Source organism: Mesorhizobium sp. A623, from assembly GCF_054489405.1.
In genome coordinates this window covers 69,509-93,576 of record NZ_JBTMXB010000006.1, presented here as the reverse complement: position 1 = coordinate 93,576, position 24,068 = coordinate 69,509, and the positions used below count along the sequence as shown (strand labels likewise).

Here is a 24,068-nt window from a genome sequence, read left to right as displayed (position 1 = left end):
CTTATGCGATTTCGATGACGACACGGCCGCGCACCGATCCGGCCAGGATCTGGTTGGCGAGTTCGGGCAGTTCGGCCATCTTCCGCGTCTCGGTCATCGCGGCAAGCTTGTCGCGGTCGAGATGGTCGGCCAGCGTCTGCCATGCCTGCTCGCGACGGGCCATCGGCGCATAGACGGAATCGACACCGATGAGCGCGACGCTGCGCAGGATGTGCGGCATGACCGTGGCGGGCAAATCGTGGCCGCCGGCAAGGCCGCAGGCCGCAACCGCGCCGCCATAGACGGTCTGCGCCAAAACGTTGGCAAGCGTCGTGGAGCCGACCGAATCCACCGCGCCGCTCCAGCGCTCCTTTTGCAGGGGCTTCGGCGCGACCGAAAGTTCCGCGCGGTCGATAAAGGACGTGGCGCCAAGCGAGCGCAGATAATCGTGCGCGGCTGCGCGGCCGGTCGAGGCAACGACGCTATAGCCTTTCGACGACAACAGGCTGACGGCGGTCGAGCCGACACCGCCGGCAGCCCCCGTTACCAGCACTTCGCCGCTGCCCTTCTGGATAACGCCCCATCTTTCGAGCGCGTCCACGCACAGCGCCGCCGTATAGCCGGCAGTCCCGATCGCCATCGCCTGCTGCATGGTGAAGGCTTGCGGCAGGGGCATCAGCCATTCCGGCTTCATCCGCTGGAAGCGCGTATAGGCACCCGATTCCGTCTCCGACATGCCCCAGCCATTGGCGATCACCCGGTCGCCCGCCCTCCATTGCGGCGAGCGCGATTCGACCACCGTGCCGGCCATGTCGATACCCGCGATCATCGGCAGGCGGCGCGCGATGCGTCCCTTGCCCGAAACGGCAAGACCGTCCTTGTAGTTGAGGCTCGAATAGCTGACCTCGACCAGAACGTCGTTATCCGGCAGATCGGCCCTGGTGATTTCACGGAAGCCGGCGCGCGGCTTGCCGTCGACATCCTCGATCATCAATGCGGTAAACGTCTCGCTCATAAAACTCTCCGGTATAGGTTATGCAGAATGCGTTGGTGCGCCCGCGCGGGACGGCTGCCGTTCGGCGCGCCGGGCCAGGCTGGTCGCATAGCTTTGGCGAAGATAGGCGAGAAGCTCGCCCAGCACGTCGCCCGCCGCCTTCGGGTCGCGCGCCTCGATGGTATCGGCCAGCCTTTCGTGAAAGGCGGCAACGGCGCTGCGCTCGCGCACATGCGAAACGATCATGTTGGTGATCGGCATGAAGGCCTCGACGACGGTGTACATCATCAGGCTGAGCGGGCCGTTGCCGGCGGCCTCGACCACCGAACGGTGGAAGCGCACGTCGGAAGCGCAGAATTCCTCGTCGCTCAGCGAAGGACGGCGCTGCATTTCGATTTCCGCGCGCATCGCCTCGAGATCCGCCGCGCTGCGCCGCTCGCAGGCGAGCCGGCTGCAGATTGCTTCCGTTTCCAGCCGCGCGCCGATAATCTCGTCGATATCGAAGGCCCCGACCCCGACCAGAAGCGTCGCGGCCCCAGTGATGGCGGCCGACAGTCCTTTGGGATCTGGACGGCTGACAAACGTGCCGCCCGACGGGCCGCGTTGCGAACGGATGAGGTTTTGGGCAGCCAACCGCTTCAACGCCTCGCGCACGGTCGGGCGGGATACGCCGAAGCTTTTCGCCAGATCTTCTTCGGTGGGAAGCCGCTCGTCGATCTGGAGCCGGCCGGAGAGGATCGCCTCGCGAATCTTTTCGGAGACCTGCCGGGCCACGCCGATGCGCACCACTTCCTGATATTCGATCGGCATTCGACCTCCATAGCCCGGTCTTCCCGCAGGCCAAAACCAAACAATATAGGTTTGACAAATATTGCAAGCAAAATAAGCTGCTTCCGACGGTCGCTCGATATGGCTACCCCGGACTTTCCAGGCATCATGACGCAACCCACAGAACAGGTTCTCTCCCTCCTTGAAGCGCGGCTCGACCGGGCGGCGATCCTCGTCGGCGACGCGGTCGGGCCACGCTACAGCGACGATCTTTCCGGCGAGCCGGGCGTACGGCCGAAACTGGTGATGCGGCCGCGCGACACTGCCGATGTGGCCGCGATCCTGAAGGCGTGCAACGCGGGGCGCCTGCCGCTCGTCGTCCAGGGTGGCCGCACCGGACTGTCGGGCGGCGCCCGCGTCCTGCCCGGCGAGGCGGTCTTGTCGCTGGAACGCATGACCGCGATCGAAGCGGTCGAGCCGATGGCGGGTACCGTCATCGCCGCTGCCGGCGCTGCCCTTCAGGCCGTGCAGGAAAAGGCGGATGCGGCCGGCATGCTGTTCGGCGTCGATATCGGCGCGCGCGGCACCGCCACCATCGGCGGCAATATCGCCACCAATGCCGGCGGCATCCGCGTCCTTGCCTACGGCAATTTCCGTGCGCAGGTCCTGGGGCTGGAGGCAGTGCTAGCCGACGGCAGCGTCCTCTCTTCGCTCAAGGGGCTGGCCAAGGATAATTCCGGCTACGATCTCAGCCAGCTTTTCATCGGCAGCGAAGGCACGCTCGGCGTCGTTACGCGCGCCTGCCTGCGATTGCAGCCCAGGCCGCTCGAACAAGCCGCCGCGTTCTGCTCGCTGCCTTCGCTTGATGCCGCGCTTGGCCTGCTGAAATTCCTGCGCGGACGCCTCGGCGGCGCGCTTGGCGCTTTCGAAGTGATCCTCGCGCCGCTGATGGCGGATATGGTGTCGGCGCTCAGCCTGACCGCTCCGGTGGCGCTTTCCTCGCCGGTCTACGTGCTGACCGACGTTCAATCCATGGCACCCGGCATGGGTCGGGATGCCCTGACCGACGCACTGGCGCAAGCGATCGAGGACGGTCTGGTCGACGATGTCGTTTTATCGCAGTCGGAGCGCGAGTTTCATGCTCTGTGGGCGCTGCGCGACGATTGCAACCGCTTCCTGTTCGCCGAAGGGGCGATGCTCAGCCTCGACGTGAGCCTGCCGCTGCCGCACATGGGTGAATTCCTCGATCTGGCCGCTGCCGCCCAAAGCCACGCCGACCCGGCGGCGCGGGTCTATATTTTCGGCCATCTCGGCGACGGCAATTTGCACTATGTCGCGCGCACCGAACGCGCAAACGATCTCGCGGCCGCCGTTTTCGACTGCGTCGCGCAGGCAGGCGGGTCGATTTCCGCCGAACATGGCATCGGCCTCGACAAGAAGGCTTTTTTGCACCTGACGCGCAGTCCAGCCGAAATCGCGGCGATGCGCCGCCTGAAATCGACGTTCGATTCCAACAACATCCTCAATCCGGGCCGCATCTTCGACATGCCACATGCCCGAACCGACACGCGAGCGCAGCCATGAACGCGGCCAGGACTTCAAAGAGCGGCATGCCGTCCCCGCTCGACGAGCGCTACACGCTCGAACGCGGCCGTATCCTGGTTTCGGGCACGCAGGCGCTGATCCGTCTTCCCATGATCCAGCGTCAGCGCGATCTCGCCGCCGGCTTGAATACGGCAGGCTATGTCTCCGGCTATCGCGGCTCGCCGCTGGCCGGGTTCGATCGCGAAATGGGCAACGCCGCAAAATACCTGAAAGAATGCCATATCGTCTTCCAGCCCGGCCTGAACGAGGACATGGCGGCGACCGCCGTCTGGGGTACCCAGCAGACCGGCATGTTTTCGGGCGCGCGCTACGACGGCGTGTTTTCGATGTGGTACGGCAAAGGCCCCGGCGTCGACCGCAGCATGGACGTCATTCGCCACGCCAACGCCGCCGGCACCAGCAGGCATGGCGGCGTTCTGCTCCTCGTCGGCGACGACCATGGCGCGGTGTCTTCCACGCTTCCGCACCAAAGCGAGCACAATCTGATTTCGGCCATGGTGCCGCTGCTGTCGCCGGCAGGCGTGAGCGAGTATATCGAATACGGCCTGCTCGGCTTTGCGATGAGCCGCTATTGCGGCGCCTGGGTCGGATTCAAGTGCCAGACCGAGATCGTCGAGTGCTCCGCGACGGTCGATCTGGACCCGGCAAGCCCCGCCATCATCCTTCCCGATATGCCGCTGCCTGCGGATGGGCTGTCCATACGCTGGCCCGACGGGCAGCAGGCCATGGAAGTGCGGCAGGAAGCCAAGCTCGCCGCCATTTTGGCTTTCGCCCGCGCCAACCGGCTCGACAGGCAGATATGGCCAGCGCCCAGGGCGCGGCTTGGCATCGTATCGACCGGCAAGTCATGGCTCGACCTCAAGGGCGCGCTGGCCCTGCTTGGCATCGACGAGGCACGCGCGGCCGAACTCGGCATCCGTCTCTACAAGGTCGGCATGGTCTGGCCGCTGGAGCCGCAAGGCCTGCGCGAATTCACCGAGGGGCTGGAACAAATCCTCGTCGTCGAGGAAAAGCGCCCCGTCATCGAAGAACAGATCAAGGCGCAATTGTTCAACCTGCCGGCCGAAAGCCGCCCCCTTGTGTTCGGCAAGAGCGGCCCGGACAAGGGCCGCCTGTTGCCTTTCACCGGCGAAATCGGCACGCTTTCCGTTGCAAGGGCGATCGTCGCCTGGCTCGGCCTCACCGATGGGACCGAGCGGTTGGCCAGCATCGGCAATCCTGTTCCGGCCGAGCCCGGCCTGCTTAGCCGCGATCCCTATTTCTGCTCGGGCTGCCCGCACTCGACCTCCACCGTCGTGCCTCAGGGCAGCCGCGCCTCCACCGGCATCGGCTGCCATATGATGGTGATCGGCATGGAGCGCGACACCTCGACTTTCACCCAGATGGGCGGCGAAGGCGGCGCGTGGATCGGCTTGTCGCCCTTCACCGACGAGAAGCACATCTTCGTCAATATGGGCGACGGCACCTATTTCCATTCGGGCCTGCTTGCCATCCGCGCGGGCATCGCCGCCAAGGTCAACGCGACCTACAAGATCCTCTATAACGATGCGGTGGCCATGACCGGCGGCCAGCGCCATGACGGCGAATTGTCGGTGCCGCTGATTGTCGGCCAGGTCCTGGCCGAAGGCGCCAAACGGGTCGTTGTCGTTTCCGAACGGCCGCAGCTTCTGGCCGGCCAGTTGCCGCGCGCGGTCACTGTCCACCACCGCGACGAACTTGACGGCGTGCAGCGCGAGTTGCGCGAGATCGAGGGCGTGACCGTGCTGGTCTACGATCAGGTTTGCGCGGCGGAAAAGCGCCGCCGGCGCAAGCGCGGCACCTATCCCGTCTCGCCCAAGCGCGTCTTCATCAACGAGCTGGTCTGCGAGGGCTGCGGCGATTGCTCGGCGGTGTCCAACTGCATTTCGGTCGAGCCGCGCGAAACCGAATTCGGCCGCAAGCGCGCCATCAACCAGTCGAGTTGCAACACCGATCTCACCTGCGTCAAAGGGTTCTGCCCAAGCTTCGTCAGCGTCGAAAACGCGCGCATCCGCAAACCGCGCGCCAAGGCGGCCGGCGAGGCGGACGCCAATCTGCCCGAGCCGAGCCTGCCCGTTCTGCACAGCCAGCCCTACAGCATGCTGCTGGCCGGCATCGGCGGTACCGGCGTCATTACCGTCAGTGCGATCCTGTCGCAGGCCGCCCATCTCGACGGGTTGTCTGTGGTGACGCTCGATCAAACCGGGCTGGCGCAGAAAAACGGCACGGTCGTTTCGCATATCCGGCTGGCCAGAGAGCCGCACTTCCTCAACGCCGCGCGCATCGGCCAGACCGAGGCCGATCTCGTGCTTGGCTTCGACCTCGTCGCAACCGCTTCGCAAAATGTCATCGCCACCTTCGGCAAGGGCAGGACCCAAGCGGTTGTCGATGACCATTTCGCGCCGACCGCCGCCTTCGTGAAGGACACCACCATCGACTTCCGGGAGGCCGCGACGCTACGCCGCCTGCGCAATGCCGCCGGCGAGGACGCCCTTGTCACCTTGCCCGCCATGAAGCTCGCGACAGCCCTGTTTGGCGACGCGATCGCGGCCAACATGTTCCTGCTCGGCCATGCCTGGCAAAAAGGCTTCGTGCCGATCAGCCGCGCGGCAATCGAGAACGCCATCGACCTCAATGGTGCCGGCGTGGCGATGAACCGCGCCGCCTTTGCCTGGGGCCGCCGTTCGGCGCAGGACATCGCTTTCGTCACCGCACAGGCGGGGCTGGCGGCCGCCCCCACGCCGCCGGCGCAGACGCTGGATGACGTGATCGCGCGCCGCGCCGCCTTCCTCACCGGCTACCAGAACGCCGCCTATGCCGAGCGCTATCGCGCCCTGGTCGACAAGGCCCGGCAGGCGGAAGAACGCCTGGGGGCCGGTGCTGCGCCCTTCGCGACGGCAGTCGCCAAAGCGGCGTTCAAGCTGATGGCTTACAAGGACGAATACGAGGTGGCGCGGCTGCATCGCGACCCGGCATTCCGGCGCAAGCTCACCGAGCAGTTCGAGGGCAGCTATAAAATCCGCTACAATCTCGCGCCACCGATGCTGACACGTATCGATCCGCGCACCGGCCATCCAGCAAAGATCGAGGTCGGCCGCTGGATCGAGCCCCTATTCTGGCTTCTGGATCGCGCCAAGGGACTGCGCGGCACGCGTTTCGACCCGTTCGGCCGAACCACTGAGCGCCGGATGGAGCGCCGGCTGATCGAGGAATATTTCGCGCTCGTCGAGGATCTGACGGCGCGGCTGGACCGGGAAAACCTGGCGACCGCCACCGAGCTTGCCGGCCTGCCGGAAGAAATCCGCGGCTACGGTCATATAAAGCAGGCCGCCGCCAAGCGCTTCCAGCAACGCAAGACAGAATTGCTGACAAGCCTGGAGCAACCGGGGCCCCAGGACCAATCGACATTCATCGCGCGTGGCGCCAGCTTGGCATAGAGCCTGACTTTGCCGGCGTCCAGAAAACAAAAAACCGGGCCAGAACAGCCCGGTTTTCATTGGAGCGCCGGGCGTCCGGCTGGACGCTTCGACGGTTTAAGTGAGCATCGGATTTTCCGAAAACGGGTAACCGCTTTTCGGTCCGATGCCCTGGGACGTCCGTTGTTGCCTGGACGGTCCGCCTATTTTCTTCGTTACATCACGATGACCTTGGCGCCGACATCGGCGCGGCTGTAGAGGTCGATGATGTCCTGGTTCATCAGCCGGATGCAGCCCGACGACATGGCGTGTCCGATCGAGTTCCATTCCGGGCTGCCGTGCAGGCGATAGCCCGAATCGCCGCCCTTGTTGAACAGATAAAGAGCGCGCGCGCCGAGCGGGTTGGTCAGGCCGGGCGGCATGCCACCCGCCCATTTCCTCAGTTCCGGCTGGCGCCCGATCATGGCGGCGGGCGGCGTCCAGGTCGGCCATTCGCGCTTCAGCGCGACGCGGGCGGTGCCGTGCCACTCCATGCCCTCGCGGCCGACGCCGATGCCGTAGCGCATCGCCTTGCCGTCACCCATGACGAAATAGAGAAACTTGTTGCCGGTATCGACGATGATGGTGCCGGGCTTTTCGGCCGTGTCGTAGCGCACGATCTGGCGCCGGTACTTCATCGGCACCTTTTCGATGGGGATGCGCGGCAGGCGGTAACCCGCGTCGGTGACGGCGCCGTAATTGTTGGTAAACACCTGCATCGGGCCAACCGTGCTGCAACCCGATAGGGCGACAGCCAGCGATGCAGCGATGAAAAGAGATTTGATGCGCATGAAAACGATGCCCCGCCCAACCACGCATGACCCGATTCGCGCCATGGTTCCGCCTTCATTCATGCGGGCATTTGCTTTGCCTGCCAAGCAGGCGGTGCCTATATGCGCTACGGAGCGCTGCCATAAAGCGCCGCGCTGTGGCATTTTCACAACAGTGGTCACGGGAATGTGAAGCAGATTCAACGGCGTGACTGCGCCTGGAGCATCGGACCGAAAGTGGGTACCGGTTTTCGGATTATTCCGATGCTCAATCGAAGTGTAGAGCCAGACGAGGACAAGACCATGAATGTCGGTGAAGCCGCCCGGCGTGCCGGGCTTCCAGCCAAGACCATCCGCTATTACGAGGAGATCGGCCTCATCTTGCCCGAGCGCGCCGACAACGGCTATCGCGCCTATTCGGGCAGCGACGTCCATCGGCTCGCCTTCCTGAAGCGCGCCCGCACGCTCGGCTTTTCGATAGAGGATTGCCGGCAGTTGATGGCGCTCTACCACGATCGCGAGCGCGCCAGTGCCGACGTCCGCCGGATCGCTTCCGCCCATGTCGCGGCGATCGAGGAAAAGGTGCGCGAGCTTCAGTCGATGCGCGCCACGCTGCAGACGCTCATCCACGCCTGCCATGGCGACGCCCGCCCCGACTGCCCGATTTTGGAAGAAATGGCTGGCGCGGCTTCTACGACGTGAAGGCCAATGCCACGCCGAGATCGGCGAGCGGAATCGGAAAAGCGTCAGCACCCGCCTTGCACGGGTTCAAACCGTGAACAGAATCAGGCATGATCGGCCCATGCCCATCGTATCCCCGATTCTATCCAATCCCCTCATCGACGGCCGCCAGTCGGAGCGCGCCATGCTGGTGCGGCGCGGGGTGCAGCGCCTGCTTGTGCAGATGGGCGCGCATGTGCTGCCCGAACTGTCGCTGGCCACGGGGCGGCGCGCCGACCTCGTCGCGCTGACGCGGTCGGGCGACATCTGGATCATCGAGATAAAGTCCTCGGTCGAGGATTATCGGGTCGATCGCAAATGGCCGGATTACCGGCTGCATTCGGATCGGTTCTTCTTCGCCACCCATCCGGGCGTGCCGGCGGAAATCTTCCCGCCCGAATGCGGATTTATTCTCTCGGACGGCTATGGCGCGGAAATCATGCGCGACGCGCCGGAACATCGGATGGCTGCAGCGACGCGCAAGGCGCTGATGCTACGGATCGCCCGCGCCGGCGCGGCCCGCCTGCTGGCGGCCGAACTGGCCGGCGTCTCGGTCCCGGCAGTGGAGGGAGAGAGTGAATAGTAGGGAGTAGAAAATACCCTATTCCCTATTCGCTCTTTTCCTACCTCGGCGCGCGCTTGGCCAGGATGCGCTGCAGCGTGCGGCGATGCATGTTGAGGCGGCGGGCGGTTTCGGAGACGTTGCGCTCGCACATTTCATAGACACGCTGGATGTGTTCCCAACGCACGCGGTCGGCCGACATCGGGTTTTCCGGCGGTGCCGCGCGCTCGCCAGCGGTGCGGGTAAGGGCGGCGAACACGTCGTCGGCGTCGGCCGGCTTCGACAGATAGTCGACCGCGCCGAGCTTTACCGCCGTTACCGCCGTGGCGATATTGCCATAGCCGGTGAGAATGACGGTGCGGGCGTCTGCGCGCTTTTCGCGGATGGCTTCTACCACGTCCAGCCCGTTGCCGTCGCCAAGCCGCATGTCGACCACGGCGTAGGCGGGCGGATTGGCCCGCGCCTTGGCGACTGCTTCCTCGACGCTTTCGGCGGTGTCGACCACGAAACCCCTAGTTTCCATGGCGCGCGCCAGCCGGGTCAGGAAAGGCTTGTCGTCCTCGACGATCAGAAGGGAGGTGTCGTCGCCCGTTACCATGCCGTCAGCGGCATCTTCGCCGTTCATTGTCGTTCGTCCTTTTTACTCGCTCTTCAGCAAATACCGTTGTTGCATGCGCTTGTCCAATTCCAGTGTCCTGCCGCCGCCGTCACGCGGTGTCGAACATGCCGGTTTCGGCGGATGGCGAATGCAGGAAACTGGCGCGCGGCCAGCCGACGGAGACGACCGCGCCTTCGCCCGGCCCGTTCGAATTGTTGAATGTCAAGGTCGCGCCCGAGCGTTCTAGCAGGGTCTTGGCGATGAACAGGCCAAGGCCGAGGCCGCCGCCGGGCTCCGCGCCCTGCCGCGTCGACATATAGGGCTCGCCGATGCGGTCGATGATTTCGGCGGGAATGCCCGGTCCGTCGTCGGTGATGGAGAAGTTGACGCTTGTGTCGTTCCAGTTCCAGCGGATGGTGACCTTCGTGCTGGCGAAATCCACCGCGTTCTCGACCAGATTGCCGAGGCCGTAGAGCACGCCGGGGTTGCGTCGCCCGACCGGCTCCGGCCCGATCCGTTCGCCCGGCAGCAGGGTGATCGAGATGCCGAAGTCGCGATGCGGCGCGATCACCTCCTCGACCAGAGAGGTCAACGGCAGTTTCGAAAGCTGCGGCTCGCCTTCTGACGACAGGCTGGTCAACCGCTTGAGGATCTCGCGGCAGCGCTCGCTTTGCGAACGCAGCAAGGTGACGTCCTCGCGGTATTTCGAGTCCGTGCCGAGCGCCTTTTCCATCTCCTTGGCGACGAGCGCGATGGTGGCGAGCGGCGTGCCCAGTTCATGCGCCGCCGCCGCCGCCAGCCCGTCGAGCGCTGACAGATGCTGTTCGCGCTGCAGCACCAGTTCGGTGGCCGCCAGCGCATTGGCGAGCAGGCGGGCTTCCTCGGCAACGCGAAAAGCGTAGATGGCAGTGAACGAGATCGACGAGAACAGCGCCATCCACATGCCCGCGACATAGACGAACGGCAGGGCAAGCTGCGCGCCCGAGGTCCAGGGCAGCGGCTGATGAAAGAACACCAGCAGCGTCGCCGTCCCCATCGCCAGCACGCAAAGCAGCGCGGTGAGGCGCAGCGGCAGGGAGGCCGCCGAAATGACCACAGGTACCGTCATCAGCAGCGAGAACGGGTTGGTGAGGCCGCCGGTCATGTAGAGCAGGCCGGCGAGCTGAAGACTGTCGAAAACCAGGATCGCCAGCGCGGCCAGCGGCTTGAGCCGGTGGGCGGCCGGAAAGCGCAGCGCGAGGATGACGTTGAGCCAGGCCGACGAGGCGATGAAGGCGAAGCACAGGCCGACCGGCAGCGGAAACTGCAAGCCATAGGCGACGATGATGACGGTGACGCTCTGGCCGACAATGGCAAGCCAGCGCAGCCGGATCAGCGTATTGAGGCGCAGCCGCTGGCTCTGCCGGAAATCGGGCGCGTGCTGGAAAGCGTTCATCTGCTGCCTTTACAGGCGCACGGCGAAAAATTCTAGCTGCCACGCGGCTTGGCGCGGCTGGTCGGCGGCGCAAGGAGCGGGTTTTCGGGCCAGACATGCCTGGGATAGCGGCCGCGCATGTCGGCGCGCACATCCGCCCAAGAGCCGCGCCAGAAGCCGGGCAGGTCGCGCGTCGTCTGGATCGGCCGATGCGCCGGCGACAAAAGCTCCACCGTCAGCGGCACGGTGCCGCCGGCAATCGAGGGGTGGCGGTCCAGCCCGAACAGTTCCTGCACCCGGATCGCCAGCACCGGGCCTTCCTCGTCGTAACGGATGGGGACGCGGCTGCCCGAGGGAGCGTCGAAATGGGTCGGCGCGAGCGCCTCGATCTTGCGTTGCAGATCGTGCGGTACCAGCGAGACAAGCCCTGCGGAAATCACGCTCGCGTCGATGGTGGCAAAGGCGGCGGCACCGGTCAGGAATGGTGCGAGCCATTCTTCGAGGTTTTGGAACAGGGCTGCGTCCGAAACGTCAGGCCACGGCGCGCCAAGCCCGCGATTGAGCCAGGAAAGACGCCGCCGCAAGGTCTCCGCTTGCCCGTTCCACGGCAGCAGATCCAGTCCGTGTTCGCGCAGCGCGTCGAGGATGGCGCGGTCCGCATCCGCGCCCGAAGGAGCCGGCAGCATGCGTTCGGAAAGCGTGATCGCACCCAGCCGGACGGTTTCGCGCACGCGCACGGCGCGACGGTCAGGATCGAATAGCGTTTCGCGGCGCGTCTCGATCCTGTCGCCCAAGGCGGCGCGGATATCGGCTTCGTCGATGGCGGCCGCCGCCGTGATACGGGCGTTCTGCGCCTTGCCGGTCAGGTCCGCCACCACCAGAAACGCTTCGCCCGCCAGCGGATCGGCCGGGTCGAGCGCAGCACCCGAGCCATTGGCCAGCACGAAGCGCCCGCGCATCCCCCGCGCCTTGGCGATGCGGTCCGGCCACGCATGCAGAAGCAGCGCGCCGCTGTTTTTCTCTCCCGTGCGGTGAGGATCGACGCGGGGCGAAATGCTGCGCGCCAGCTTTTCGGCCAACTGCCTTGCCGCATTGGCGCGGGGCGATTTCTCGTTGCGAAACCGCATCAGCCGCCGTTCGAGATCGACGCCGTCGCCGCCAAGACCGCGCTCGGTCAACAGCACGGCAAGCTGGACGGCGTCCTGTGCGCGGTCATTCTTCGCCGCCTCCGCCACCATATGCGCCAGCCGCACCGGCAGCGCCAGCTTGCGCATGGCCTCGCCCTGTTTGGTCAACCGTCCGGCTTCGTCAACGGCATGCAGCGCCCCCAGCAGCGTTCTGGCCTCGGCAAGAGCTGGCGCCGGCGGCGGATCGAGGAAGGAAAGCGAGGCCGGATCGGCGACGCCGAAGGCGGCGCAGTCCAGCACCAGGCCGGAAAGGTCTGCTTCCAGGATTTCGGGCGGCGTGAAAGCCGGCAACGCCGCCGTCTGCTCGGCCCGCCACAGGCGGATCGCCACACCCGGCTGCGTGCGCCCCGCGCGCCCGGCGCGCTGGTCGGCGGAAGCCCGGCTTGCGCGCACCGTTTCCAGCCGGGTCAAGCCGCTTGCCGGCTCGAAGCGCGGCAGCCGCGACAGGCCGCTGTCGATGACGACGCGCACGCCGTCGATGGTGATGGAGGTTTCGGCAATCGAGGTCGCCAGCACCACCTTGCGCTGGCCGGCCGGCGACGGCTTGATGGCGGCGTCCTGCGCCTTGCCGTCGAGCAGGCCGTAGAGCGGCACGATGACGGTATCGGCTGCGAGCCTTCCTTCCAGCCGCTCGGCCGTGCGCAAAATTTCGCGCTGGCCGGGCAGGAAAGCGAGAATGCTGCCGGTTTCATCGGCCAGGGCGGCCCGGATCGCCCTCGCCATGGCGTCCTCGACCGGCATGCCCGCCGGGCGCTCCTCGTAGCGGATGTCGACCGGAAAGGCGCGGCCCTGGCTTTCGATCACCGGCGCATCCGAAAGCAGCCTCGCCACGCGCGCGCCGTCTAGCGTCGCCGACATTACCAGCAGGCGCAAATCCGGCCGCAGCGCGCCCTGCACGTCGAGCGCCAGCGCCAGCCCGAAATCGCCGTCCAGCGAGCGTTCGTGGAATTCGTCGAACAGCACGGCGGCGATGCCCGGCAATTCGGGATCGTCGAGGATCATGCGCGAAAACACGCCTTCCGTGACGACGAGGATTTTCGTGCGCGCCGAAGTGCGGTTTTCCATGCGCATGGCGTAGCCGACCGTTTCGCCGGGCTCCTCGCCGAGCAGCGACGCCATGCGCCGTGCGGCAGCGCGCGCGGCAAGACGGCGGGGTTCGAGCAGGATTATCTTGCCGTCGCCGCGCCACGACGCATCGAGCAGCGCGAGCGGCACCAGCGTGGTCTTGCCAGCACCGGGCGGCGCGACCAGCACGGCGGCGTTGCCGGCGGCAAGAGCTTCGCCCAGCGCCGGTAGCGCAGCCGTAACCGGCAGGTCGGGCAACTCCGGGGATATCACCTTGCCTCGCATGGTTGGGCAGCGCTCAAAATCATAGGCTTGCGCATATCAGGGGCGACGGGCGATGCACAACCGGGCTTCACGCATGGCTGCTCAAAACCGCCGGCTGACGAAAGGCGAGCCGGCCAGCCCGAAGCGCCATGGCAATTCGGCGGCGCGGGTGATGCCGATGCGCGGGCCGACAGCGACGCTTGCCGGCTCCGTCGCTAGTTTCAGCGTGAAGGGCGGCTGGTCCAGCGGAAGTCCATCCAGCGAGGCGTCGACGGCGAGCGCCTGGCACAAGCGCCCCGGTCCCGAGCACAACAGGCGCGGCCTATCGGTGTTGCGGCGCAAGGCCATGGCGTCGAGGCCGGCGGTCGGCTCAACCGCGCGAATGAGAACGGCATGGCCTTGCAGGCAGACGAAGTTCAGGCACCAATGGATGCCGTAGGAACGGTAGACATAGGCGTGAGCCGGCGGCCCGAACATCGCCCGGTTTCGCTTCGTCGGCCCGCGAAAGGCATGCGAGGCCGGATCGTCCGGCTCATAGGCTTCGGTTTCGACGATTACGCCGCCCGCTCCATTGACAAGCAGCACTGCGCCGACAAGGTCCTTGGCTACGGTAAGCGCCGGCCGGGAAAAGAAAGCCGTCAATGCCATCGCTCGCCCTTCGATCCTTAATGGCGGAACCGCGACGGTTCTCGGTCATGCGGCACCGCCTCGCAAGCCCGTCGGTGCATTTCCGCAGGAAACGGCAGGCGAGCCGGAAGCCGGCTCAGGGCGTGCTTTCGAGCTTGCCCTCGGCGGTGGCGGAAGCCGGCGCGGCCGGCAGCCGCACGCGGAAAGCAGCACCGCCGCCCTTGGCGTCCTCGACCCAGATGCGCCCGCCATGCTGGGTGATGATACGTTGCGAGATGGCCAGCCCGAGGCCGGCGCCATGCGGCTTTTCGCTCATCGTGTCGCCGAGCTGGCGGAAGCGTTCGAAAACGATCTCGCGATCGGCGGCGCGGATGCCGGGGCCGTTGTCGCTGACCGAGATTTCGAATTCCCGGCCGGCGCGGTGAAGCCGCAGCGTCGCCAGCCCGCCGTCGGCCGGCGAAAACTTCGCCGCATTGCCGAGCAGGTTGATGACCACCTGAACGAGCCGGTCGCGGTCACCCATAACCAGCGCCGGATCGGCCTCGATGCGCAGCGCCAGTTCGACATTGCTCGTCGCGAATACCTGATACATGGCGGCCGTCGATTCGCGGATGACGCCGGCTAGGTCGACGACCGTTCTTTGCGCCGGAATGGCCCCCGTCGCTTCGATCTTGGACAGATCGAGCAACTGGTTGATGAGCCGGGTCAGGCGCTCGGATTCAGTGACGACGATGCGCAGGAACTCGTTCCGCTCCTCGTCCGGCAGGCCGGGATGGTCGCGCAAGATTTCGGAAAAGGCGCGGATCGAGGCGAGCGGCGTGCGCAGTTCATGGTTCACGGTGGCGACGAAATCGTCCTTCAGCCGGTCCAGAACCTGAAGCTGGGCGTTGGCCTCCGTCAGTTCGTCGGTGGCCGCCTCCAGCGCGCGGGACTTGTCCTCCAACTGCCTGTTGGCCTCGATGATGCGCGACGTCTCGTCCAGGATGCGCATCATCTCGTCGACGCCGAGTTGCTCTTCCTCGACGATCGCGCTGACCAGGACGCGCGCCGAAGCCGCGCCGATGACGCCGGCCAGCAGCCGCTCGTAAAACAGCACGGTTTCGGCGTCGGCCAGCACGGCGGTGGCCGGATCGAGGCCACGCGCATGCGCCCAGCTGGCAAAGGCCGCCGCCGCCTTCTCGCGGCCAAGGAAGCGCGATACCAGCGACATCAGGTCGGGAACGCGCGCCGTGCGCCGCCAGATTTGCGCCACCCCTTCGACATGCTCCGTATCCACGAAAAGGGCGGCGCGCGCCTGCTCCATCGGGCTCTGGCGGCCCATCATCGAAACGACGAGGAAAGCGCCGATATTGGCCAGCAGCGACCAGAACGCGCTGTGCGTGACGGGATCCAGCCCGGCGAGGCCGAACAACGCATAGGGCTTCAGCAACACCGCGCCGAACGGACCGTCGGCGATGAAATTGATTTCGAGCGCGCCGGAGCGGGCAAAGGACGGCAACAGCAGCGTATAGAACCAGACCAGCACACCGGCCGAAATGCCGGCGAACGCGCCGGCCTTGCTGGCCCCGCGCCAGAACAGGCCGCCGACGATGGCGGGCGCGAACTGCGCCACCGCCACGAACGACATCAGGCCGATGGAAACCAGCGCGAACTGGGCGCTGTCGTGGCGCATGTAGAAATAGCCGAGCGCCATCACCGCGATCATGACGATGCGGCGCACCCATAACAGCAGGCGCGTCAGATCGGCTTTCTGCGCCAGGCCGAGCGCCTTGACGCGCAGCAGCGCCGGCATCACCACGTCGTTGCACACCATCAGGCTGAGCGCCGTGGTTTCAACCACCACCATGCTGGCCGAGGCTGAAAGCCCGCCGAGGAACGCGATCAGCGCCAGGAAAGGCTGGCCCGTCGCCAGCGGCAGCGCCAGCACCAGATTGTCCGGATCGGTATCGATGGGCAAAAGCATGCGCCCGGCAATGGCGATGGGCAGCACGAACAGGTTGATGGCCAGCAGATAGAGCGGGAATAGCCAGAGTGCGCGGTTGAGGTGGCGCTCATCCACATTCTCGACCACCATCACCTGAAACTGGCGCGGCAGGCAGAACACCGCCAGCATCGCCAGCAGCGTCATGGCGATCCAGTTGTAGCCATAGCGGTCGGGCGTGTATTCGAAGATGGCGCTGATCTCCGGCCGCGCCAGCGCCTGATCAAAGAGATCGCCGAAACCGTTGAACAGGCCATAGCCGACGAACAGACCGATGGCGGTCAGGCAGACGAACTTCAGGATGGATTCGAGCGCGATGGCGACCATCATGCCGGGATGGTGTTCGCCCGGATGGATGCTGCGGCTGCCGAACAGCATGGCGAAGACGGTCAGCACGATGGCCGCCCACAGTGCGCCGTCGGCCAAAAGCGGCTGCATCATCGGGTGCGCCGCCTCGCCGCTCTGGCTGAGTGCCGCAAAGCCGCTCGATATGGATTTGAGCTGCAGCGCGATATAGGGCACCAGCCCGATCACGGCAATGATGGTGACAAGGGCCGCCAGCCCACCGCTGTTGAAGCGCGCGCCGATGAGATCGGCGATCGAGGTGATGCGGTTGGCCTGGCTGACCCGCAGGATTTTCCGGATCAGCACCGGGCCGAGCAGGAAGGCCAGCGTCGGCCCGAGATAGATCGGCAGGAAGTCCAGGCCCGACTGCGAGGCGCGGCCGACGCCGCCGTTGAAGGTCCAGGAGCTGCAATAAACCGCCAGCGAAAGCGTGTAGACGAGGCTGGAACCGGTCAGCCGCGACACGCGGCCGGTGCTGTGCTCGACCAGATAGGCGACCGCGAACAGCAGCATCAGATAGACGACGGCGGCCGCGATGATGAATTGCTGGCTCATGGCCGGCCGCCGTCCCTGTCGCGTCCCGGCGGCGATCCGCCGCCGCGCTCGACGACCAGGGCGGTCAACGCGATCAGCGCGGCCCAGACGCCGAAGAGATAGAGATAGAGCGCGGGCCATCCGAACAGCGTTCCGCCGACCAGATTGAGGATGGGCGGGTTGAACAGCACGAAGGCGACGATGAACAGGCCGACCAGCCGGTCGCGCTTTGCTGTCCGGCGAAGCATTTTCGCGCGCCCTATGCTTCGGAAGGAGTGGCGGCGGCTACCCGCCGCGGACTGGCGCAAAGCACGTCCGCCACGCAGGCAACCACGTCGCCGATCGCGAAAGGCTTGCTGATATAGGCGTCCGCCCCCAGCGCCAGACCGGCGATCTGGTCGGCTTCGCGCCCCTTGGCCGTCAGCATGATGATGCGCACGCCGTCATAGGCGCGGCTTGCCCGCAGCGTGCGGCAGACATCGTAGCCATTGGCCTTGGGCATCATCAGGTCGAGCAACAAGAGATCGGGGACCGCCAGCGCGATGGCGTCCAGCGTCTCCTGGCCATCGGTTGCCGTGCGTACGTCATGGCCTTCCCGCCGCATGAGATAACTCAAGGCAAGCAGGATGTTGGGGTCGTCGTCGGCGATCAGGACCGAGGCCGACATGCGTTGCTGTCCTCCCGAATAGACTGCAAAGTTAGTAGCCCTCTTGTGTTTGGCCGGCAAGACTAGCACAAATGTCGATCACTGCATCCGGGGCGCGCAGCGACATGATGAATGGGGCCGGCAAGCTGACCAACGGCGCGACGCCTGACGAGAACAATGATCTGTCCGGCCTGTCGCAGGCACGGATACTGGTTGTCGACGACGATCGCGACCTGACCGGCCTTGTGCGGCGCGAGTTGATCGCGCTCGGCTTTACGGTCGACGTGGTGGAACTTGCGGGCGATGCGCTGCTTGCCGCCCGCAACACCGCCTATGCGCTTATGATCGTGGATCTGGGCCTGCCGGACCGCGACGGGCTGGAGCTGGTGCGCGACCTGCGCAGCCGCCTGATCGAGACGCCGATCCTGGTGCTGACCGCCCGCAACCGCGTCGAGGACCGGGTCAGCGGCCTGTCGCGCGGCGCCGACGACTACCTGGTCAAACCCTTCGCCGTGCCGGAGTTGCGGGCCAGGGTCACGGCCCTTTTGCGCCGCCCCTCGCGGATGAAGGGAAACCATTTGTCGGTCGCCAATATCGTCGTGGACCGCGATTCGCTGGAAGCCGTCATCGACGGCGACAGCCTGCCGCTGGCGCTCAAGCAATTCCAGTTGCTGGAGCTTCTGGTGCGCCGCAAGAACCATGTCACCCCGAAGCGGATGATCGAGGAAACGCTGTACGGCTTCAACGACGAGGTTTCGACCAACACGATCGAGGCGCAGGTCTACAAGCTGCGGCAGGCGCTTCGCGCGGCAGGTGCTGAAGCGACCATCGAGACGCGCCGGGGGATCGGCTACCGGCTGGTGGAAACGAAGCCGGACATGGCCTGATGGCGCACCCGGCGGATGCCGCGCGCATCGACCTCGCGGCGCTGGACCCGGACGGAACCTTCCCCGCCCGGCTGGAAGGCGACCGGGCGACGCTTTTCAACCATGCGCGCGACCTGTGGGATCTGGAGGCTGAAGCGCTAGAAACGCGGCTGAAGCAGATCGCCACGCTTGCCCACCGGCTCGGCGGCTCGGCGGGCACCTTCGGTTTTGGCGCGATCGGCGGTGCGGCGCTCGCGCTGGAAGACACGATCGTCGACCCGCCACCCGGCAGGAAGCCGGCGCGCCGGCGCGCCGCCATCGCCCGCGCAATCGGATCGCTCCTGCGCGAACTGGACGCGGGTTTGGCCAATCCCTAAAGCGCGTCGCGATCTTTCAGATTCGCTTGTCGTGCTTTAGATCGTTGTTTTCTCGCATGTCTTTGCCCCGAAACCGGTTCCCACTTTCGGGAGACATGCTTTAGGCGCTCGCGGTTCGGTTGCCGAAGCGGTGGCTGCGACCGGGCGGAGCCGGGGCGCTCACACGCCGAGATAGCGGCTGAGGATGGCCGGCGTCGCCTTGAGGTCCTGCGGGGTGCCGTCGAAGACGATGTGGCCGTTGTTGAGGATGTAGGCGCGGTTGGCGATGGAGAGTGCTGCCGCGATGTTCTGCTCGACGATGACGATCGTCTGCCCCTCCGCCGCCAGCTTCTTGCAAACGGCCAGAAGGTCGCGAACGATGATCGGCGCCAGCCCTTCGAACGGCTCGTCGAGGAGAATTACCTTCGGGTCGCGGATCAAGGCGCGGGCGATGGCCAGCATCTGCTGCTCGCCGCCGGAAAGGTCGGTGCCGCGGCTGGTGCGGCGCTCCTTGAGGCGCGGGAGCATTTCGTAGATGCGCTCCAGCGGCCATCTGGTCTTGGCGGTCAACCCGGCCAGCGTCAGGTTGTCCTCGACATTGAGGCTGCCGAAGATGCGGCGGTCCTCATGCACAAGCTGCATGCCCGCCAGCGCGATGACATGGCTTTTCTTGCCGGCAATCTCCGCGCCGTCGAATTTCACCGAGCCGGATTTCGGCGTCAGCACGCCCATCAGGCTTTTCAGCGTGGTGCTTTTGCCGGCGCCGTTGCGCCCCAGCAGCGCCACCACCTCATTGCGCTCGACATGCATCGACACGTCGAACAGGATATGGCTGTCGCCGTAATAGCTGTTGAGCCCTGCGACCTCTAGAAGACTCATTCGAACACCCCGCGCATGCCGCCGAGATAGGCTTCCTGCACCTTTTCATTGCTCTTGATTTCGTCCGGCGTGCCTTCCACCAGCACCTCGCCTTCCTGAAGCACGGTGACCTTGTCGACCAGTTCGAACAGCGAATCCATGTCATGGTCGATGACGACCATGGTACGTCCCGCGCTGATCGCCTTCAACAGCGCCACCGTCTCGACGCGCTCGCGCGGGCTCATGCCGGCAAGCGGCTCGTCCAGCAAAAGCAGGCTCGGCGAGGACGCCAGCGCCAGGCCGATTTCCAGCCGACGCTTTTCGCCATAGGCCAGGTCCGACACCGGCGTATCGACGCGGCCGGTCAGGTTGATCAGTTCCAGCGTCTGCTCGACCTGCTCGTCAAGCTCCGGCATGTTGTTCATGTTGCGGAACAGGTCGAGCTTGAAGGGGCCGCGCAATTCGGCCAGTGCCGCAACGGTGACGTTTTCGCGCACCGTCAGCCGGTTGAACAACTGGTTGACCTGGTAGCTCTTGGTCAGGCCGAGTTGGCACACGTCGGTGACCGACATGCCGGTAATGTCGCGGCCCTCGAAGACGATCTTGCCGGAAGAAGGCGCAAGCTCGCAGGTCAGCATCTTGAAGAAGGTCGACTTGCCGGCGCCGTTGGGGCCGATGATGCCTTGCAGCGCACCGTGATCGACGGTGAAGTCGATATTGTTGTTGGCGACGAGGCCGCCAAAGCGCCGAGTCAGGCCGGTTGCCTGCAAGATCGGTCCCGAGGAAACCGCACCGGCGCGATGACGGACCGGAGCCGCAGTTGCCGGTACGCGCGCCGCCTTCGCTTCCGCCGCCGGGCCGGCGACTGGTTCAAGCGTCTCCGCCTCCGGCTCCGCTTTCGTCCGCTGGCCGGTAGCATAGGCGTAGAGATCGGCGATGCCGCCGATCAGGCCGCGGCGCAGGAAGCACACCAGAAGCACGAAGACGAGGCCGAGCACGAGCTTCCACGCAGCGCCGAGGCCAAGGGCAGACTGCAAAAAGTCCTGCAGGAACAGCCAGACGGCGGCGCCGAGAAGCGGACCGAACAGCGTGCCGATGCCGCCGATGGCGGACTGCATGATGAGCTGGCCCGACGTTTCGAACATGAAGGCGTCCGGCGGCATGAACGCCTGCATCACGCCAAGGCAGCCGCCGGCGAAACCGGCATAGGCGGCGGCGATGACGAAAGCCGTCAGCTTGTAGCTGTGGATGTTGTGGCCGATGGCGGTGGCGCGCAGCGGGTTTTCGCGGATGGCGCGGAAGATGGCGCCGACCGGCGAACGCACGATGCGCAAGGCCAGAACGATGCCGATGAAGTAGCACACCGCCAGGAACTGGTAGAGCGACCAGCCGGTGGTGAAATGCAGCGTCGTGAAGCCGAGATAGAGGCTTGGCGTCGGCACGCCGGGCAGGCCGTTTTCGCCGCCGGTCCAGTGGGCCAGCGGATTGAACTCAACGAAGTAGAACACCTCCGCGATCGCCACCGTAATCATGGCGAAATAGATGCCGGTGCGCCTGAGCGCAATCAGGCCGACGAGGTAGCCGACCGCCGCCGCCACGATCATGCCGAGGACCAGCGCCGGTATCACATAGGGGAAGCCGGCGCGGGTCAGGAGATAGGCGGCAAAGAAACCGCCGGTGCCGTAGAAGGCCGACTGGCCGAACGACAACAGGCCGGTGAAGCCGAACAATATGTCGAAGCCGATGCCGAACAGACCCCATACGACGATGCGGTTGACCGTGTTCGGCGCAAAGCCGAGATAAGGCAGGATGAACGGCGCGGCGATCAGGCCGATCGCGGTGAGCGCCTCGATAAGATAGGGACGTGCTTTCAACATTGGGCTACCGCGCTCACTCTCTGCCTTGGGCGCCAAGCAACCCGTGAGGGCGCAGCACAAGCACCAGCGTCATCACCGCGAACAGCATGACATAGGCGTAACCCGGGTTGAACATGGAGGTGATGCTGATGATTTCGCCGGCGATCAACCCGCCCAGCACGGCACCGGGGAACGACCCGACACCGCCGATCACCACCACCACGAAAGTTTCGACCAATATATCGTCGCCGATGCCCGGCGTCAGCGAGACGATCGGTGCATTGACGATGCCGGCAAACCCCGCCGCCATGGCGCCGATGCCGAACACGATCATGAACACGCGATGGACGTTGATGCCGAGCGAGGAAACCATCACCGAATCCTCGATGCCGGCGCGCACGATCATGCCGAGGCGGCTGCGATACAGCACGAAGAACAGCGCGAGCAGCGCCACTGCGACGATGCCGACAACCGCCAGCCGATAGGTCGGATAGAACATGAAGCCAAGCGGGGTGATGCCCTGCAGCGCCGGCGGCGGCGGCACCAGCTTGGAGTCGCTCGAAAAGAACAAGCGCACGAGCTCAACAAAAACAATGCCGATGCCGAACGTGACCAGAAGCTGGTCCTCGTGCGGGCGGTCGTAGAAATGACGGATGACGATGCGTTCCATCAGGATGCCGACGATCATCACGAACAGCGATCCGGCAATCACCGCGACGACAAAGGAATCGGTATAGGTGAAAGCGACATAGCCGGCATAGCCGCCGAGCATGAACATGGCGCCATGCGCCAGGTTGAGCACGCCCAGCGTGCCGTAAATGATCGTCAGGCCCGACGAGATCAGCGCCAGAAGCGCGCCGAGCGCCAGCCCGTTGAACAGTTGCGAGACAAAATTAGCCCAATTGACCATGGCGGATTACCGCATCCCCTTCCTCTGAGAAACCCGCCGCCATATCGATGCGGCGGGTGTGTGGCGCGGGCGGCTTGTGCCGTCCGCGCCACGTCGAACCCGTCGTGTCAGGTGTAGTCGCCGAGCTTGCAGCCGAAGGCGTCGGTCGCCTGCATGATCCCTTCACCGGGCACCGTTTCGATGATGTCGTAATAGTCTTCCTTGTTCTTCATGTCGGCTTCCATCTTGCCCTTCACGATGGTGACGGAGCGGACGCACTGATGGTCTTCGGGACGATAGTGCACGTCGCCGGTAAGCGAGGGGATGGTCTCGCCCTTTTCGTACGACTTGATGACGTCCGGCGGATAGAAGCTGCCGGCTTCTTCCACCATCCGCGCCCAGTGGGCGAAGCTGATATAGGCGTTTTCAGCGCCCCATTCCGGCTTGTAGCCGTACTTCGCCTCGAACGTGTCGTTGAACATCTTGGCGAGCGGATACTCGTTCTCCATCGTCCACCAGTATTCGGTGGCCGCATAGACGCCCTGCATGAGACCACCGGTTTCTCGCGCCAGGAACGGTATCTGGTAAGGCACGACGAGCTTCATCTTGTCGAGCACGCCGAACTGCTTGGCCTGCTGGATCGACAGCACCGCGTCGTGACCCCAATTGACGTTGACGAGGACGTCGGCGCCGGAGTTGACGATGTTGAGCAGATAGGACGAGAAGTCCGGCGCGCCGAGCGGCGACACCTGGTTGGTAACGGTCGTCCAGCCGGCTTCCGCCGTCATGTCCTGCATCGATTTGGTGACGGTATGGCCATAGGTATAGTCCGGCGTCATGTAGGCGACCTTGAGGTCCTTGCCGAACTCCTTGGTGATAACCGGCGCGATCGCGGCGGCGGCCGTCTGGCCAAAGAAGTTCTGGCGGAAGCCGTAGCGCACGCAGTCCTTGCCGGTGGTGTCGTTCGAACCGGAGATGCCGCACACGAAAAGAACCTTTTCGCGCTGCGCCAGCTTGTTCAGCGCGACCGCGACGGCGCTCGACGTGCCGCCAGTGATCATCACCGCCTTGTTCTCACTGATGAAACGCTGCTGCGCCTGCACGGCCTCGTTGGGCTTGGCGCCCGAATCTGCGACGCCGAGCTTCACTTCCTTGCCGAGCACGCCCTTGGTGGTCTTGGGCGAGATCGCCTTCATCAGCTCGTGGCCGGAATTCATGTGCTCGACGGCGAGTTGGTAGCCCTTGAGTTCGTCCTCGCCCTGCACCGCATAAGTGCCGGTGCGCGGCACGGAAGCGCCGACGAAAACCGAATCCCCTTCCGAGCCGGCAGGCCAGGTCCCGATGGCGGGCTTGTCCTGGCCGAAAGCGGCGCGCGTCAAGCCCATAGGCAGCATGGCGCCGCCGGCAAGACCCATGCCGGTCAGCAGCGTCTGGCGGCGTGTCCAGACAGCGGGGCGTTTAATATTATCAGACATTTGGTTTCCTCCCTAGAATTTTCGCCCTGCACGTCGTGCAGGCGCCAGTTCCTTCGCGGGGAGGAATATCCTGATGACCGCAGGCCGGCACGCACAGCGCACCACCTACAGTCAAACCATCCGGATCAGCTCCTCCCACCCGGTCCAGATGGCGGAGTAAACGGCACAAAGCTGATCGCTTCCTGAATTCAACCTGACCTGAACCTGACTTGATGCGAATTCACGCCGCGGCATCG

General features: G+C 65.2%; 20 protein-coding genes. 6 read left to right on the top strand and 14 right to left on the bottom strand.

All coding sequences use genetic code 11. The features are described 5' to 3' along the window. Position 1: 1 nt before the first annotated feature. Together ACX3P1_RS08420 and ACX3P1_RS08415 are read right to left on the bottom strand one after the other, a co-directional pair. On the bottom strand, positions 2-994 hold the full coding sequence (locus tag ACX3P1_RS08420) for an MDR family oxidoreductase (RefSeq protein ID WP_459079122.1): 993 nt from the start codon (positions 992-994) through the stop codon (positions 2-4). A gap of 18 nt (positions 995-1,012) precedes the next feature. Continuing rightward, complete coding sequence (locus ACX3P1_RS08415) at positions 1,013-1,783, bottom strand: FadR/GntR family transcriptional regulator (protein ID WP_459079121.1); 771 nt, start codon at positions 1,781-1,783, stop codon at positions 1,013-1,015. Positions 1,784-1,909: 126 nt separating this feature from the next. On the opposite strand from ACX3P1_RS08415, the gene ACX3P1_RS08410 reads away from it, so the two are divergent. Beyond that, positions 1,910-3,325, top strand: coding sequence for an FAD-binding oxidoreductase (locus ACX3P1_RS08410; RefSeq protein ID WP_459079120.1), 1,416 nt, complete (start codon positions 1,910-1,912; stop codon positions 3,323-3,325). After that, positions 3,322-6,801, top strand: coding sequence for an indolepyruvate ferredoxin oxidoreductase family protein (locus ACX3P1_RS08405; RefSeq protein ID WP_459079119.1), 3,480 nt, complete (start codon positions 3,322-3,324; stop codon positions 6,799-6,801). Before ACX3P1_RS08410 ends, ACX3P1_RS08405 begins: the two co-directional genes overlap by 4 nt. Before the next feature lie 194 nt (positions 6,802-6,995). On the opposite strand, the gene ACX3P1_RS08400 is transcribed toward ACX3P1_RS08405, so the two are convergent. Continuing rightward, complete coding sequence (locus ACX3P1_RS08400) at positions 6,996-7,610, bottom strand: L,D-transpeptidase (protein ID WP_459079118.1); 615 nt, start codon at positions 7,608-7,610, stop codon at positions 6,996-6,998. A 282-nt stretch (positions 7,611-7,892) separates the two neighbouring features. Between ACX3P1_RS08400 and cueR the strand changes: the two genes are divergently transcribed. Together cueR and ACX3P1_RS08390 are read left to right on the top strand one after the other, a co-directional pair. Next, the gene (gene cueR, locus ACX3P1_RS08395; RefSeq protein ID WP_459079237.1) at positions 7,893-8,291 is read left to right on the top strand and encodes a Cu(I)-responsive transcriptional regulator; all 399 of its coding nucleotides are present in this window, start codon (positions 7,893-7,895) and stop codon (positions 8,289-8,291) included. 100 nt (positions 8,292-8,391) lie between these two features. Further along, positions 8,392-8,892 carry an MmcB family DNA repair protein gene (locus ACX3P1_RS08390; protein ID WP_459079117.1) on the top strand — a complete coding sequence of 167 codons (501 nt, stop codon included), beginning with the start codon at positions 8,392-8,394 and terminating at the stop codon, positions 8,890-8,892. A gap of 40 nt (positions 8,893-8,932) precedes the next feature. On the opposite strand, the gene ACX3P1_RS08385 is transcribed toward ACX3P1_RS08390, so the two are convergent. The 7 genes from ACX3P1_RS08385 to ACX3P1_RS08355 form a co-directional block, all read right to left on the bottom strand. After that, a complete protein-coding gene (locus tag ACX3P1_RS08385) occupies positions 8,933-9,496 on the bottom strand; it encodes an ActR/PrrA/RegA family redox response regulator transcription factor (protein WP_459079116.1) in 564 nt (187 codons plus the stop codon). 82 nt (positions 9,497-9,578) lie between these two features. After that, the gene (locus ACX3P1_RS08380; protein WP_459079115.1) at positions 9,579-10,904 is read right to left on the bottom strand and encodes an ActS/PrrB/RegB family redox-sensitive histidine kinase; all 1,326 of its coding nucleotides are present in this window, start codon (positions 10,902-10,904) and stop codon (positions 9,579-9,581) included. 32 nt (positions 10,905-10,936) lie between these two features. Next, a complete protein-coding gene (gene hrpB / locus ACX3P1_RS08375; RefSeq protein WP_459079114.1) occupies positions 10,937-13,420 on the bottom strand; it encodes an ATP-dependent helicase HrpB in 2,484 nt (827 codons plus the stop codon). Positions 13,421-13,501: 81 nt separating this feature from the next. Next, entirely contained in the window at positions 13,502-14,047 is a 546-nt protein-coding gene (locus ACX3P1_RS08370; protein WP_459079113.1) for a DNA-3-methyladenine glycosylase, read from the bottom strand. A 115-nt stretch (positions 14,048-14,162) separates the two neighbouring features. Then, a complete protein-coding gene (locus tag ACX3P1_RS08365) occupies positions 14,163-16,907 on the bottom strand; it encodes a sodium:solute symporter family transporter (RefSeq protein ID WP_459079112.1) in 2,745 nt (914 codons plus the stop codon). Then, positions 16,904-17,134, bottom strand: coding sequence for a hypothetical protein (locus ACX3P1_RS08360; protein ID WP_459079111.1), 231 nt, complete (start codon positions 17,132-17,134; stop codon positions 16,904-16,906). Before ACX3P1_RS08360 ends, ACX3P1_RS08365 begins: the two co-directional genes overlap by 4 nt. A gap of 11 nt (positions 17,135-17,145) precedes the next feature. Further along, positions 17,146-17,553 (bottom strand): response regulator, encoded by a 408-nt coding sequence (locus ACX3P1_RS08355; protein ID WP_459079110.1) that lies wholly within the window; start codon positions 17,551-17,553, stop codon positions 17,146-17,148. Between the two features lie 71 nt (positions 17,554-17,624). On the opposite strand from ACX3P1_RS08355, the gene ACX3P1_RS08350 reads away from it, so the two are divergent. Next, positions 17,625-18,419 carry a response regulator transcription factor gene (locus tag ACX3P1_RS08350; RefSeq protein WP_459079109.1) on the top strand — a complete coding sequence of 265 codons (795 nt, stop codon included), beginning with the start codon at positions 17,625-17,627 and terminating at the stop codon, positions 18,417-18,419. Continuing rightward, positions 18,419-18,775, top strand: coding sequence for an Hpt domain-containing protein (locus ACX3P1_RS08345; protein WP_459079108.1), 357 nt, complete (start codon positions 18,419-18,421; stop codon positions 18,773-18,775). Before ACX3P1_RS08350 ends, ACX3P1_RS08345 begins: the two co-directional genes overlap by 1 nt. Positions 18,776-18,934: 159 nt before the next feature. On the opposite strand, the gene ACX3P1_RS08340 is transcribed toward ACX3P1_RS08345, so the two are convergent. From ACX3P1_RS08340 to ACX3P1_RS08325, 4 genes are all read right to left on the bottom strand, one after another. After that, the gene (locus tag ACX3P1_RS08340) at positions 18,935-19,633 is read right to left on the bottom strand and encodes an ABC transporter ATP-binding protein (RefSeq protein WP_459079107.1); all 699 of its coding nucleotides are present in this window, start codon (positions 19,631-19,633) and stop codon (positions 18,935-18,937) included. Further along, a complete protein-coding gene (locus tag ACX3P1_RS08335) occupies positions 19,630-21,489 on the bottom strand; it encodes a branched-chain amino acid ABC transporter ATP-binding protein/permease (RefSeq protein WP_459079106.1) in 1,860 nt (619 codons plus the stop codon). Before ACX3P1_RS08335 ends, ACX3P1_RS08340 begins: the two co-directional genes overlap by 4 nt. 13 nt (positions 21,490-21,502) lie before the next feature. Further along, the gene (locus tag ACX3P1_RS08330) at positions 21,503-22,378 is read right to left on the bottom strand and encodes a branched-chain amino acid ABC transporter permease (protein ID WP_459079105.1); all 876 of its coding nucleotides are present in this window, start codon (positions 22,376-22,378) and stop codon (positions 21,503-21,505) included. A gap of 107 nt (positions 22,379-22,485) precedes the next feature. Further along, positions 22,486-23,832, bottom strand: coding sequence for a substrate-binding protein (locus ACX3P1_RS08325; protein ID WP_459079104.1), 1,347 nt, complete (start codon positions 23,830-23,832; stop codon positions 22,486-22,488). Positions 23,833-24,068 lie beyond the last annotated feature (236 nt).